Origin of the sequence: Burkholderia arboris (assembly GCF_902499125.1) — a bacterium.
Taxonomy (GTDB): domain Bacteria; phylum Pseudomonadota; class Gammaproteobacteria; order Burkholderiales; family Burkholderiaceae; genus Burkholderia; species Burkholderia arboris.
Genome location: NZ_CABVPX010000019.1, coordinates 120,314 through 133,563 on the forward strand (window position 1 = coordinate 120,314; position 13,250 = coordinate 133,563).

The following is a 13,250-nucleotide window of genomic DNA, read 5'->3' on the forward strand; positions in this document are numbered from 1 at the left end:
GAACTTGAGACTATTCCCCCGCCACTTATCCCCAGACCGCGTGCCATCGAAACCTCGCCCACAAACAAAAACGGCGTGTTTCACGTGAAACACGCCGCCCGTTTCCCGCCAACTACCCAAGCCATCAAGCCGTCTTCTTCGCCAACCCCAGGTACGTTTCGATCACACGCGGGTTCTGCGCAAGCTCGGCAGCCGGCCCTTCCAGCGCAAACTCACCGGTCTCCAGCACATAACCGTAGTCCGAGATCTGCAATGCCGCCCGCGCGTTCTGCTCGATCAGCAGCGTCGCCACGCCCGTCCCGCGCAACGCGCTGATGATATGAAAAATCTCCTTCACGATCAGCGGCGCCAGCCCGAGGCTCGGTTCGTCGAGCATCAGCAGATCGGGCTTACCCATCAGCGCACGGCCGACCGCGAGCATCTGCCGCTCGCCGCCGGACAGCGTGCCGGCTGCCTGCTTGCGGCGCTCCTTCAGCCGCGGGAACAGCGCGAACACGTGATCGAGCTGGTCGAGGAAGTTCGATTCGCCAGCCTGCTTGCGGCGATACGCACCCAGCACGAGGTTGTCCTCGACCGTCATCGTGCTGAACAGCTCACGCTTTTCCGGCACGAGGCACATCCCGCGCGCGACACGCTGCTCGACCGGCAACGCGCCGACGTCGTTGCCGCGATACACGACCGCGCCCGACGCATGCCCTGTTACCGGCAATGCACCCATGATCGCGTTCAGCAGCGTCGACTTGCCGGCACCGTTCGGGCCGATCACGCTGACAATCTGCCCCGCACCGACCTTGATCGCCGCGCCGTGCAGCGCCTCCACCTTCCCGTACCGGACCGCCAGCCCGCGCACTTCGAGAATCGGCATCGTCGTGTCCGTCATCACTCCACCCCGCCCAGATACGCTTCGAGCACCGCCGGGTCCTGCTGCACATCCTGCGGCAGCCCTTCCGCGATCCGCGTGCCGAACTCCATCACCACCAGCCGGTCGGTGAGATTCATCACGAAATCCATGTCATGTTCCACGAGCAACACGCTCATGCCTTCGGCCTTCAACCGTCGCAGCAGGTCGGCGAGTTGCTGCTTCTCCTGGTAGCGCAGCCCGGCCGCCGGTTCGTCGAGCAGCAGCAGCGTCGGATCGCAGCACAGCGCGCGTGCGATTTCGAGAATCCGCTGCTGGCCGAGCGCGAGGCTGCCCGCTTCGTCGTACATGTGCTTCTCGAGCCCCACGCGGCGGATCTGGCGTGCGGCTTCAGCCAGCAGTTGCGCTTCCTCATGCGCATTGAGCCGCGCGATGCTGCGCCACACGCCCGTATGGCCGCGCAGATGCGCACCGATCGCGACGTTCTCGAGCACCGTCATCGCCGGCAGCAACTTCACGTGCTGGAACGTACGGCCGATGCCGCGGCGAACGATCTGGCGCGACGTGAGCCCGTCGATACGCTCGCCACGGAACGTGATCGTGCCGCCCGTCGGCTTCAGCACGCCCGTCACGAGGTTGAACGTGGTCGACTTGCCAGCGCCGTTAGGGCCGATCAGTCCGATGATCTGCCCCGCTTTCACGTCGAAGCTGACGTCGTTGACGGCGACGAGCCCGCCGAACTGCTTGCGTGCGTTGTCGACGACGAGCAGCGGCTCGCCGGCCGCCGGCTTCGCACGCTGCGGCAGCGGATCGGCCTGCTCGGGCACGTGGGCACGCGGCCCGCGCGGGAACAGCCTCGCAACGAACGGCCACACGCCCTGGCGCGCGTACTGCAGCAGCAGCACCATCAGCACGCCGAACACGATGATCTCGAAGTTGCCTTCCGAACCGAGCAGCTTCGGCAGCAGCGTCTGCAGGTAGTCCTGCAGCACGGTGAGAATCGCCGCACCGAGCACCGCGCCCCACACGTGCGACACGCCACCCACCACGGCCATGAACAGGAATTCGATCCCGTGGTTCAGGCCGAACGGGGTCGGGTTCACCGCACGCTGCAAGTGCGCGTACAGGAAGCCCGACACGGCGGCCAGCACCGCTGCGTAGACGAAGATCACCACGCGCATCCACGCGGTGTTCACGCCCATCGCCTCGGCCATCACGCCGCCGCCGCGCAGTGCGCGGATCGCGCGCCCCGGGCGGCTGTTCAGCAGGTTCTGCACCGACACGATCGCGGCCAGCACCACGGCCCAGATCAGGAAGTACAGGCTGCGGCCGCTTTCGAGCGTGATGCCGAACAGGTTCAGCGCCGGAATCCCGTTGATCCCGTCGTACTTGCCGAGCAGTTCGAGGTTGCCGAACAGGTAGAACAACGCGAGGCCCCACGCGATCGTGCCGAGCGGCAGGAAGTGCCCGGACAGCCGCATCGTGACCGCGCCCAGCACGAGCGCGACGAGCGCCGTCAGCACGACGCCGACGATCAGCGCGAGCCACGGCGACACGCCATAGCGCGTCGTCAGGAACGCGGTTGCATACGCGCCGATACCGACGAACGCGGCCTGCCCGAAGCTCGTCATCCCGCCGACGCCCGTCAGCAGCACGAGCCCGATCGCGACGATCGCATAGAGGCCGATGTAGTTCAGCAGCGTAATCCAGTACTCGGGCACCTGCAGCGCGCCGGGCAGTACCGGCAACGCGAACAGCACCACGAGAAACACCCAGAAGGTCTTGTTGCGTACCATCGTCTTCATCGCGTCACTCCTCTTCCTCTTCCGCATGCGGCGTCACGAAGCTCCGCCACAGCAGCACCGGAATGATCAGCGTGAACACGATCACCTCCTTGTAGGCACTCGCCCAGAACGACGAATACGATTCGAGCACACCGACCAGCAGCGAGCCGGCGGCCGCGAGCGGATAGCTGACGAGCCCGCCGATGATCGCGCCGACGAAGCCCTTCAGGCCGATCAGGAAACCCGAGTCGTAGTAGATCGTCGTCAGCGGGCCGACGAGGATCCCGGACAGCACGCCGAGCCCCGCCGCGAACGTGAACGCGAGCCGCCCCGCTTCCGTCGTGCCGATGCCCACGAGCCGCGCGCCGAGCCGGTTCACCGACGTCGCGCGCAGCGCCTTGCCGGCGATCGTGCGGCCGAAGTACACGTAGAGCGCACCGATCAGCACGAGCGCCGTGACGACGACCAGGATGCTCTGCACCGACACCGTCATGCTGCCGATCGCGATCGACGCATCCGAGAAGCCGTTGGTGCGCGAGCCTTCCGCGCCGAACATCACGAGCCCGAGGCCGACCATTGCGAAGTGGACGGCGACCGACACGATCAGCAGCAGCAGCGTCGTGCCTTCGGCGATCGGCTGGTACACGAGCCGGTAAACGAACGGCCCCATCGGCACGACGATCGCGAGCGTCAGCGCGATCTGTGCGAGCATCGGCATCGGCTGCGCGGCAAAGCTGCGCGTGATCGCGAACACCGCGAGCGGCAGCAGGATGTAGCGGCTGCCGAGCGTCGCGAGCGTGCGGCCGAGCTGATGGCGGCGTTCGCGATGCCGGATCAGGCCGCCGACTTCGAGCAGGAAACACGCGATGCCCATCACGAACAGCAGCCAGCAGGTGGCGGGAAATTTCTGCGCCTGTAACGCGGCAAGCGTCAGCGCACCGTAGGCGACGAATTCGCCCTGGGGAATGAAGATCACCCGCGTGACGGAAAACACCAGCACGAGCGCCAGAGACAGCAATGCATAAATGGCGCCGGTCGTGATGCCGTCTTGCGCGAGGATCGCCGCAATCGAGAGATCCATACGTTTCGTGTATCGAGAATGCTGCGGAGAAACGAAAGACGGGAACGGCCGGGGCGCGGACGACACGACAGGCGCGTCAGGCGCCACGCGGCGGGCCCCGCTGGTTCCAGGCGGCACGGGCGCGGCCTGTCAGGCCCGGCGCCCTGCCGCCGGCGGGCACGGCACCGTTCGCGCCGCGCACGCCGGTTTCACGTGGTGCTTACTCGGCCTGCAGCTTCCACTTGCCGTCGACGATCTGCACCATCACGCGTGCACGCGTATCGAAGCCGTTGTGATCGGTCGCCGTCATGTTGATCACGCCGTGCGACACGGGCAGGTCCTTCACGCTTTCGATCGACGCGCGCAGCGCCTCGCGGAACGCCTCGGTGCCCGGCTGGCCCTTCTTCAGCGCTTCCGGAATCGCGCGCTGCAGCAACAGCCCCGCATCCCACGCATGGCCGCCGAACGTCGCCAGCGAACCCGCGCCGTAGGCCTTCTCGTACGCAGCCTTGTAGCCGAGCGCCGGCTTCTTCACCGGGTTCGAATCGGGCAGCTGGTCGGTCACGAGCACCGGGCCGGCCGGCAGGATCTCGCCTTCGCAATCCTTGCCGCACACGCGCAGGAAGTCGTTGTTCGCGACGCCGTGCGTCTGGTACACCTTGCCCTTGTAGCCGCGCTCCTTCAGCGTCTTCGCCGGCAGCGCCGCCGGCGTGCCGGAGCCCGCGATCAGCACCGCATCCGGGTTCGAGCCCATCAGCTTCAGCACCTGCCCCATCACCGACGCGTCGGTGCGGTTGAAACGCTCGTTCGACACGACCTTCAGGCCGTTCTTCGCGGCCGCCGCGTTGAACGTGTTGTACCAGCTGTCGCCGTACGCATCCGCGAACCCGATGAAGCCGACCGTCTTCACGCCGTGCTTCGCCATGTAGCCGGCGATCGCGTCGGCCATCAGCTGGTCGTTCTGCGGCACCTTGAACATCCACGCACGCTTCGCGTCCATCGGCGCGATGATCTGCGCGCTCGCCGCGAGCGAGATCGTCGGCGTCTTGCCCTGCGATACCGGGTCGAGCATCGCGAGCGAGTTCGGCGTGACGGACGAGCCGATGATCGCGTCGACGTGGTCCTCGTCGATCAGCTTGCGCACGTTCTGCACCGCGCGGCTCGTGTCGGAGGCGTCATCCAGCACGATGTACTGGACGCTCTTGCCCGCGATTTCCTTCGGCAGCAGCGCGATCGTGTTCTTTTCCGGAATCCCGAGCGACGCGGCCGGCCCGGTGGCCGATAGCGTCACGCCGATCTTCACCTGCGCCGACGCCGTTGCCGCCGCGCACACGAGGCCCGCGGCGAGCACGGCCTCCATCCATCGATTCATCTTCATTTACGTTGTCTCCAAACGCTGCTCGAAAAAGCCACGGGTCGCTCGGGCGGCTCCCGGTCTCCAAACAAGTTAATATCTTAATTATCTCGCCCAGCCGCGCCCATGCTCGTTTTCCCGTGAAACGCCGCACCCATGCGCCGCATGCCGGCCGAAACGGTCGTTCGACCGTCACGATGCGCAACAGCGGTGTCGTCAGGATGAAGCAGGCGAAGAAATGCAGGATCGTGCGGGAGATCGATGCGGGCGCAACGATGGCGGGAAGGCATGCCGATCCGGCCGGACGGGGCCGGGCCGGCGAACGGTGAAACGTCGGAAAACCGGCGGGTCATGAGGATGCGGATACGGATGCAAGCGCAACGACCCGCGATGGCGTCGCAACGCGCATACAGGCCGCAGAACGGCTCGGGAAAGCCGCGAAGACCTGTCCCGCACCTCGCGACGAACGAGCGGCGCCAGCCGCCCCTCCTGCCCCGAACCATCGTCCTGCGCTGCTCATCCAACCGCACTCCCTCTTCTGCATTCTGCTTGTAGGAGAACTGCCGACCGTTTTCCCGACCGCGCGGTCGGCGAAAGCTGAGTGTAACGGACGCGTTTCGCGCACGCCAACCGGGTAAGCCCGGACAGCGCGTGCGCAATGGCGCGCCGTCTGCAAACGAATCACGGGAACAGGAAAAGCGGAGGGACGACGCGAAGCGCGGAAGAGAGGCGGTGCGAATGCAGGCGCGACAGGATGATCGCGCCGGCCGATGCACCATCGGTGGCAATCCGTGCACGCAAATGAAAAAGCGCTGTTGGATTCCGTCCAACAGCGCTTTGGGGTCCGGGCACTTTGTGCCTCGATTGTCTCCTCGTTCTCCACCTGCAAATTCGTTTCGCGGTGCATCAGAACTAGGACGAAGATTAAAGGACCTTTCATACTGCGACAACTTAGCATTTACCCCTATGGTGCATCGCCGCACGAAAATGGGGCACCAGCCGGCCGCGCGGCGCCGGCCCGAGCCCGCTGCGACGCCCTTCCGGAGCATGCCGGATGGTGCTTCGCATCAACGCCCGGTGACGCGCGCTGCACGCATTCAGGACGCCCTGAGCGGCTTGATCCGCGCAACCATCTCGCCGACTATGCCGCGCCGGAACGCAAGCACGCAGGCGATGAAGATCAGCCCGGTGACGATCGTCGCCGATTCGCCGAGCGAATGGAACCACGCGACGCCCGTCGTCGACGCGAGCCATTCGCCGATGTCGCCGAGCCGGTCTTCCAGCGCGACGATCAGCGCCGCGCCCAGCAGCGGCCCGAACAGCGTGCCCATCCCGCCGACCAGCGTCATCAGCACGACGAGGCCCGACATCGTCCAGTACGCATCCGACAGCGTCTCGAAGCCGAGCACGAGCACCTTCAGCGAGCCGGCCAGCCCCGCGAGCCCGGCCGACAGGATGAACGCGAGCAGCTTGAAGCGGTCGGTGTCGTAGCCGAGCGAAATGGCGCGCGCTTCGTTCTCCTTGATCGCGACGAGCACCTGGCCGAACGGCGAATGGACGACCCGCACGATGAACGCGCATGCGGCGACGACCACGGCGAGCACGACGTAGTACAGCGCGACGTCGTTCGACAGGTCCAGCAGCCCGAACAGGTGGCCGCGCGGCACGCCCTGCAAGCCGTCCTCGCCGTGCGTGAACGGTGCCTGCAGATAGATGAAGTAGACCATCTGCGCGAACGCGAGCGTGATCATCGCGAAGTAGATGCCCTGCCGGCGGATCGCGAACAGCCCGACGACGAGCCCGAGCAGCGTCGCGGCGACGGTGCCGGCCAGCACGCCGAGTTCCGGCGTGAAACCGAGCGTCTGCATCGAATAGCCGGTCGCATAACCGGCCGTCGCGAGGAACATCGCATGGCCGAACGACAGCAGCCCCGTATAGCCGATCAGCAGGTTGAACGCAGCTGCGAACAGCGCGAACGTCAGCACCTTCATCACGAACACCGGATACGCACCGATGAACGGCGCGGCGAGCAGTGCGGCGAGCAGCACGCCGTAGAGCACTTTTCTCTGCATCATTTTTCCTTGCCGAAGAGGCCCGCCGGGCGGAACAGCAGCACGATCGCCATGATCACGAACACGACGGTCGCCGACGCTTCGGGATAGAACACGCGCGTGAAGCCCTCGATCACGCCGAGCAGCAGGCCCGTGACGATCGAGCCGAGGATCGAGCCCATCCCGCCGATCACGACCACCGCGAACACGGTGATGATCATCGGCTGGCCCATCAGCGGCGACACCTGGATCACCGGCGCGGCCAGCACGCCCGCGAACGCGGCGAGCGCGACACCGAAGCCATAGGTGAGCGTGATCATCATCGGCACGTTCACGCCGAACGCCTCGACGAGCTTCGGATTCTCGGTGCCCGCCCGCAGGTACGCGCCGAGGCGCGTCTTCTCGATCACGAACCACGTCACGAGACACACCGCGAGCGATGCGACGACGACCCACGCGCGATAGTTCGGCAGGAACATGAAGCCGAGGTTGGTCGCGCCGGACAGCTGCGACGGCACGTCGTACGGCTGGCCCGACGATCCGTAGATCGACCGGAACACGCCTTCGACGACCAGCGTGAGGCCGAACGTGAGCAGCAGCCCGTACAGGTGATCGAGCTTGTACAGCCAGCGCAGCATCGAGCGCTCGATCGCGATCCCGAACGCGCCGACCACCAGCGGCGCCAGCACGAGCATCGCCCAGTACGGGAGCCCGAAGTACGACAGGCCCATCCACGCGAGCATCGCACCCAGCATGAACAGCGCGCCGTGCGCGAAGTTGATCACGTTGAGCAGCCCGAAGATCACCGCGAGCCCGAGACTCAGGATCGCGTAGAACGAGCCGTTGACGAGCCCGAGCAGCAACTGGCTCAGCATCGCCGGCAACGGAATGCCAAAGATTTCCATCGACTTAGCCGTCAGAATGAGTTTCGTTGCGCGCGCAACTTTTTCACGTTGCACGCGCGGGCGGCGCAGCGGGCACATCGCTGCAGCCGCCACCGAGCGGCGCGCCCGTGCGCGCCGCTACGCCCTGCTTACTTCCAGGCCGCGCAGCGCGATTCCTGCTTGGTCCCGAACGCCTGTTCGCCCGGAATCGTCGCGAGCACCTTGTAGTAGTCCCACGGCTCCTTCGATTCCGACGGCTTCTTCACTTCCATCAGGTACATGTCGTGGATCATGCTGCCGTCCTGGCGGATGTAGCCCTTCGCGTAGAAGTCGTTGATCTTGATCTTCTTCAGCTCGGCCATCACCTTGTCGGAGTCGGTCGTCCCGGCGGCCTGCACGGCCTTCAGGTAGGTCGTCACCGACGAGTAGTCGGCCGCCTGCAGGCTCGACGGCATCTTCTTCATCTTGCCGAAGTAGCGCTGCGCCCACTGGCGCGATGCGGCGTCGCGGTTCCAGTACCAGCTGTCGGTCAGCACGAGGCCCTGCGTCGTCTCGAGGCCGAGGCTGTGCACGTCGTCGATGAACATCAGCAGCGCGGCGAGCTTCATCGTCTTCGTGATGCCGAATTCCTTCGCGGCCTTGATCGAGTTGATCGTGTCGCCGCCCGCGTTCGCGAGGCCGAGGATCTGCGCCTTCGACGCCTGCGCCTGCAGCAGGAACGACGAGAAATCCGACGCGGACAGCGGGTGGCGCACCGCGCCGAGCACCTGGCCGCCGTTCGCCTTCACGACATCCGACGTGTTCTTCTCGAGCGCCTTGCCGAACGCGTAGTCGGCCGTCAGGAAGAACCACGACTTGCCGCCCTGCTTGACCACCGCCGAACCGGTGCCCTTCGCGAGCGCCATCGTGTCGTACGCGTAGTGGACCGTGTACGGCGTGCACTGCTCGTTGGTCAGCGTGTCGGCGCCCGCGCCGATGTTGATGTAGACCTTCTTCTTCTCGGCCGCAACCTGGTTCATCGACAGCGCGGTGGCCGAATTCGTGCCGCCGACCAGCAGGTCGAGCCCGCCGCGGTCCATCCATTCGCGCGCCTTCGATGCGGCGATGTCGGCCTTGTTCTGGTGATCGGCGTAGACGACCTCGATCGGCTTGCCGAGCACCTTGCCGCCGAAATCGGCGACCGCCATGCGGATCGCCTCGAGACCGCCCTGCCCGTCGATGTCCGCGTAAAGCCCCGACATGTCGGTGATGAAGCCGATCTTCACGGTATCCGCCGCGTGTGCGGCGCCGGCGGTGAGCGCGGCGGTCGCGAGCGCGAGACAGGCCTGTGCGAGGGTCTTCATTTTCATTGACGTCTCCTGTTGTTCTGATGCGTTGTGGTTGTTCGAGGGCCGCCACGGCTAGCGGCTAGGGAAACGGGGCGGCGTCACACCCCAAGCAGGTCGTGCAGGGTCGGCATCTTGCTTTCCAGTTCGGCCGCCTGAAAATGCTCGACGATGCTGCCGTGCTCCATCACGTAGAAGCGGTCGGCGAGCGGCGCGGCGAAGCGGAAATTCTGTTCGACCATCACGATCGTGTAGCCGCGCGCCTTCAGCGCGACGATCATCCGTGCGAGCGACTGCACGATCACCGGTGCGAGGCCTTCGGAAATCTCGTCGAGCAGCAGCAGGTTCGCGCCGGTGCGCAAAATCCGCGCGACCGCGAGCATTTGCTGCTCGCCGCCGGACAGCCGCGTGCCCTGGCTCTGCCGGCGCGACGCGAGGTTCGGGAACATCGCGTAGATCTCGTCGAGCGACATCGCATGCTCGCGCGGCCCGATCAGCGGCGGCAGCATCAGGTTCTCCTCGCACGACAGGCTCGAGAAGATCCCGCGCTCCTCCGGGCAGTAACCGAGGCCGAAATGTGCGATGCGGTGCGTCGCGAGGCCGATCGTCTCGTTGCCCGCGACCTTGATCGACCCGCTGCGGCGGCCCGTGAGGCCCATGATCGCGCGCAGCGTCGTCGTGCGGCCCGCGCCGTTGCGGCCGAGCAGCGTGACGACCTCGCCGCGATGCACCGTCAGGTCGACACCGTGCAATATGTGGGATTCCCCGTACCAGGCCTCCAGGCCCGTGATCTCCAGCGCGGGCGTACCGCTCTCGACGCCGCTCAATTCGCGTTCCTCCCGTTCGCTGTGCTTCATGCGTGCGCCCCCGCGAGCGCCGCGTCGGCACTGCCCATGTAGGCCTCGATGACGAGCGGATTCTTCGACACCTCCGCATACGAGCCTTCGGCCAGCACCTCGCCGCGTTGCAGGACGGTGATCGTGTCGGAGATGCCCGCGATCACGTTCATGTTGTGCTCCACCATCAGGATCGTGCGGCCGCTCGCGACCTTCTTGATCAGCGCGGTCACACGGTCGACGTCCTCGTGGCCCATCCCCTGCGTGGGCTCGTCGAGCAGCATCAGTTCGGGTTCCATCGCGAGCGTCGTCGCGATCTCGAGCGCGCGCTTGCGGCCGTATGCCAGTTCGACGGTCGGCACGTGCGCGAAATCGGTGAGGCCGACCTGCGTGAGCAGGTCCATCGCGCGATCGTCGAGCCGTTTCAGCGTGCGTTCGCTGCGCCAGAAATGGAATTCCGTGCCGAGCGCGCGCTGCAGGCCGATGCGCACGTTCTGCAGCGCGGTCAGGTGCGGGAACACGGCCGAGATCTGGAACGAACGGATGATGCCGCGCCGCGCAACCTGCGCGGGCCGCTCGTCGGTGATGTCGATGCCGTTGAAGACGATCTGGCCGGCCGTCGGCGTCAGGAACTTGGTGAGGAGGTTGAAGCAGGTGGTCTTGCCCGCGCCGTTCGGCCCGATCAGCGCATGAATCGCGCCGCGGCGCACACGCAGGTTGACGCCGTTCACGGCGGTGAAGCCCCTGAATTCTTTTGTCAGTCCGCGTGTTTCCAGAATCGTGTCGCCGAAAATCATGTTCCCTTCCGTACGAAGTCAGGCGAAGCACCGGGAAGCCTGGCGCGAGCGACCGCGAACAGGTCAGCGGATCAGCGGGCTGCCCCCGGGCGCCGTGTTACGCCTCGAGGGTTGGTCTCCCGCGCCGACGCGTATGCACATTGCGCAACATTGTCGCGCCGTTGGTGCAGTGCAATCATCGGGATTTGCACTTATAGGGCCGACCGCTATATCGCACGCGGCTGAGCACGATTTTTCGCGCTGTTTTTTTGACACGTGCATCATCGCGCGTTGACCTTCCTGCATGCCCGGCACGCACGCGATGAAAAAAGCCGCGCGACTGCGCGGCCTGCATGGATCGTGCCGTTCGAACAAACGCGACGACAGCTTGTTTCGCATAGCGAATCAGCGGGCGCTTTCATGACGGCCCGCTGTCGCGCGTGTCAGCGTGCCGTCACGCAACCGTCACCGCGGCGTCGGTTCGCACCGGGGTCGCTTCGCGCGCCGCGCGGCGATCGGCGCGGATCATGTCGCTCGCGCGCTCGGCAATCATCAGCGTCGGCGAATTGGTGTTGCCCGATGTAATGAACGGCATCACCGATGCATCGACGATCCGCAGCCCGGCGATGCCGCGCACGCGCAACCGGCTGTCGACCACCGCGCGTTCGTCGTCGGCACGCCCCATCCGGCAGGTGCCGACCGGGTGGAAGATCGTCGTGCCGACCGCGCCGGCCGCCTCGATCAGCTCGGCCTCGCTGCGATATTGCGTACCCGGCAGGATTTCCGCGGGACGATAGCGCGCGAGCGCCGGCGCGGACGCGATCCGGCGCGTCAGGCGCAGCGCGTTCGCGGCGACATGCCGATCGTGGTCGGTCGACAGATAGTTCGGCGCGATCGCCGGCGCGACGCCCGGATCGGCGCTCGTGACGTGCACGCTGCCGCGCGATGTCGGCCGCAGATGGCACACCGACGCCGTAAATGCATTGAAGCTGTGCAGCGGCTCGCCGAAGCGTTCGAGCGACAGCGGCTGCACGTGGTATTCGAGATCGGGGCGCGTGAGCGCGGGATCGTCCGGATCGGATTTCGCGAATGCGCCGAGCTGCGACGGCGCCATCGACATCGGCCCGCGTTGCAGCAACGCATATTCGGCGCCGATCATCAGCTTGCCCCACCAGTGCGCGGACAGCGTGTTGAGCGTGCGCACGCCTTCGACGCGATACGCCATCCGCAACTGCAGGTGATCCTGCAGGTTTTCGCCGACGCCCGGCAGATCCTGCACGACGTCGATGCCGAGCGCCTGCAGCCGCCGGCCGTCGCCGATTCCCGACAGTTCGAGCAGCTGCGGCGAATTCACCGCGCCGGACGTCAGCAGCACTTCCGAGCGCGCCCGCGCGACGTAATCGGTGCCGCCGCCGTGATACTCGACGCCGACGGCACGGCGCCCTTCGAAGATCACGCGCTGCGCCTGCGCGCCGGTGATCACGGTCAGGTTCGGCCGCGCCATCGCGGGCCGCAGGAACGCCTTCGACGTATTCCAGCGCACGCCACGCTTCTGGTTCACCTCGAAATAGCCGACCCCGGTATTGTCGCCGCGGTTGAAATCGTCGGTGGCGGGGATGCCTGTCTGCTGCGCTGCCTGCGCGAACGATTCGAGGATCTCCCAGCGCAGCCGCTGCTTCTCGACGCGCCAGTAGCCGCCCGCGCCGTGCGCGTCGCTCGCGCCCGCATGGTGATCCTCGCTGCGCTTGAAGATCGGCAGCACGCTGTCCCACGACCAGCCGGCGTCGCCGGTGGCATCCGCCCAGCTGTCGTAATCCTCCCGCTGGCCGCGCATGTAGATCATCCCGTTGATCGACGAGCAGCCGCCGAGCACGCGGCCGCGCGGATACGACAGCGCGCGGCCGTTGAGCGCCGCTTCGGGTTGCGTCTTGTACAGCCAGTCGGTGCGCGGGTTGCCGATGCAATACAGATAGCCGACCGGGATATGGATCCAGTGATAGTCGTCCTTGCCGCCCGCTTCGAGCAGCAGGACGCGGATGTCGGGATCCTCGGTCAGGCGGTTCGCGAGCACGCAGCCCGCGGTGCCCGCGCCGACGATCACGTAATCGAATTCGCCTTCGAGCGTACGTTGAGTACTCACGGCGTGTCCCCTTCTTCCTTGTTGTGCGCCGCGCGGCGCGATGCCGCGCGCATTTTCAGCATAGTGCGTCGCGGGCCGCGCTGGCGGCCGCGCGCGCCACGACCCGAGGAAGCGTACTCCCGCAGCCGGCCGCCGATCCAATGAGTTATGCTGAACTGCGTTATAAGCTGCGCTCATATCA

The 13,250-nt window shown here is 66.1% G+C and carries 10 protein-coding genes; all 10 read right to left on the minus strand.

The genetic code is table 11. The annotated features are described in order from the left end of the window. Positions 1-124: 124 nt before the first annotated feature. The 10 genes from BLA15945_RS22825 to BLA15945_RS22870 all read right to left on the minus strand — a co-directional run bounded on the left by BLA15945_RS22825 (position 125) and on the right by BLA15945_RS22870 (position 13,069). On the minus strand, positions 125-880 hold the full coding sequence (locus tag BLA15945_RS22825; protein WP_096472134.1) for an ABC transporter ATP-binding protein: 756 nt from the start codon (positions 878-880) through the stop codon (positions 125-127). Next, the gene (locus BLA15945_RS22830; protein ID WP_174993437.1) at positions 880-2,664 is read right to left on the minus strand and encodes a branched-chain amino acid ABC transporter ATP-binding protein/permease; all 1,785 of its coding nucleotides are present in this window, start codon (positions 2,662-2,664) and stop codon (positions 880-882) included. The genes BLA15945_RS22825 and BLA15945_RS22830 overlap by 1 nt, the downstream gene beginning before the upstream one ends. Positions 2,665-2,668: 4 nt before the next feature. After that, positions 2,669-3,724: a branched-chain amino acid ABC transporter permease gene (locus BLA15945_RS22835; RefSeq protein ID WP_059232803.1), complete on the minus strand. Its 1,056-nt coding sequence runs from the start codon at positions 3,722-3,724 to the stop codon at positions 2,669-2,671. A 199-nt stretch (positions 3,725-3,923) separates the two neighbouring features. Continuing rightward, a complete protein-coding gene (locus BLA15945_RS22840; protein ID WP_059232804.1) occupies positions 3,924-5,081 on the minus strand; it encodes an ABC transporter substrate-binding protein in 1,158 nt (385 codons plus the stop codon). A gap of 1,073 nt (positions 5,082-6,154) precedes the next feature. Next, positions 6,155-7,129 (minus strand): branched-chain amino acid ABC transporter permease, encoded by a 975-nt coding sequence (locus tag BLA15945_RS22845; RefSeq protein ID WP_059236539.1) that lies wholly within the window; start codon positions 7,127-7,129, stop codon positions 6,155-6,157. Continuing rightward, positions 7,129-8,013, minus strand: coding sequence for a branched-chain amino acid ABC transporter permease (locus tag BLA15945_RS22850; protein ID WP_059232805.1), 885 nt, complete (start codon positions 8,011-8,013; stop codon positions 7,129-7,131). The genes BLA15945_RS22845 and BLA15945_RS22850 overlap by 1 nt, the downstream gene beginning before the upstream one ends. Positions 8,014-8,141: 128 nt before the next feature. Further along, positions 8,142-9,341: an ABC transporter substrate-binding protein gene (locus tag BLA15945_RS22855; protein ID WP_059232806.1), complete on the minus strand. Its 1,200-nt coding sequence runs from the start codon at positions 9,339-9,341 to the stop codon at positions 8,142-8,144. Positions 9,342-9,418: 77 nt separating this feature from the next. Continuing rightward, positions 9,419-10,174 carry an ABC transporter ATP-binding protein gene (locus tag BLA15945_RS22860; protein WP_174993438.1) on the minus strand — a complete coding sequence of 252 codons (756 nt, stop codon included), beginning with the start codon at positions 10,172-10,174 and terminating at the stop codon, positions 9,419-9,421. Then, a complete protein-coding gene (locus BLA15945_RS22865; RefSeq protein WP_174993439.1) occupies positions 10,171-10,950 on the minus strand; it encodes an ABC transporter ATP-binding protein in 780 nt (259 codons plus the stop codon). The genes BLA15945_RS22860 and BLA15945_RS22865 overlap by 4 nt, the downstream gene beginning before the upstream one ends. 433 nt (positions 10,951-11,383) lie before the next feature. Continuing rightward, positions 11,384-13,069: a GMC family oxidoreductase gene (locus tag BLA15945_RS22870; RefSeq protein WP_174993440.1), complete on the minus strand. Its 1,686-nt coding sequence runs from the start codon at positions 13,067-13,069 to the stop codon at positions 11,384-11,386. Between the last annotated feature and the right edge of the window lie 181 nt (positions 13,070-13,250).

Excerpts from the sequence above, each read along its gene's own strand:
- BLA15945_RS22825 (WP_096472134.1), bottom strand. The coding sequence starts at position 880 with ATGACGGACACGACGATGCCGATTCTCGAAGTGCGCGGGCTGGCGGTC.
- BLA15945_RS22830 (WP_174993437.1), bottom strand. The coding sequence starts at position 2,664 with ATGAAGACGATGGTACGCAACAAGACCTTCTGGGTGTTTCTCGTGGTG.
- BLA15945_RS22835 (WP_059232803.1), bottom strand. The coding sequence starts at position 3,724 with ATGGATCTCTCGATTGCGGCGATCCTCGCGCAAGACGGCATCACGACC.
- BLA15945_RS22840 (WP_059232804.1), bottom strand. The coding sequence starts at position 5,081 with ATGAAGATGAATCGATGGATGGAGGCCGTGCTCGCCGCGGGCCTCGTG.
- BLA15945_RS22845 (WP_059236539.1), bottom strand. The coding sequence starts at position 7,129 with ATGCAGAGAAAAGTGCTCTACGGCGTGCTGCTCGCCGCACTGCTCGCC.
- BLA15945_RS22850 (WP_059232805.1), bottom strand. The coding sequence starts at position 8,013 with ATGGAAATCTTTGGCATTCCGTTGCCGGCGATGCTGAGCCAGTTGCTG.
- BLA15945_RS22855 (WP_059232806.1), bottom strand. The coding sequence starts at position 9,341 with ATGAAAATGAAGACCCTCGCACAGGCCTGTCTCGCGCTCGCGACCGCC.
- BLA15945_RS22860 (WP_174993438.1), bottom strand. The coding sequence starts at position 10,174 with ATGAAGCACAGCGAACGGGAGGAACGCGAATTGAGCGGCGTCGAGAGC.
- BLA15945_RS22865 (WP_174993439.1), bottom strand. The coding sequence starts at position 10,950 with ATGATTTTCGGCGACACGATTCTGGAAACACGCGGACTGACAAAAGAA.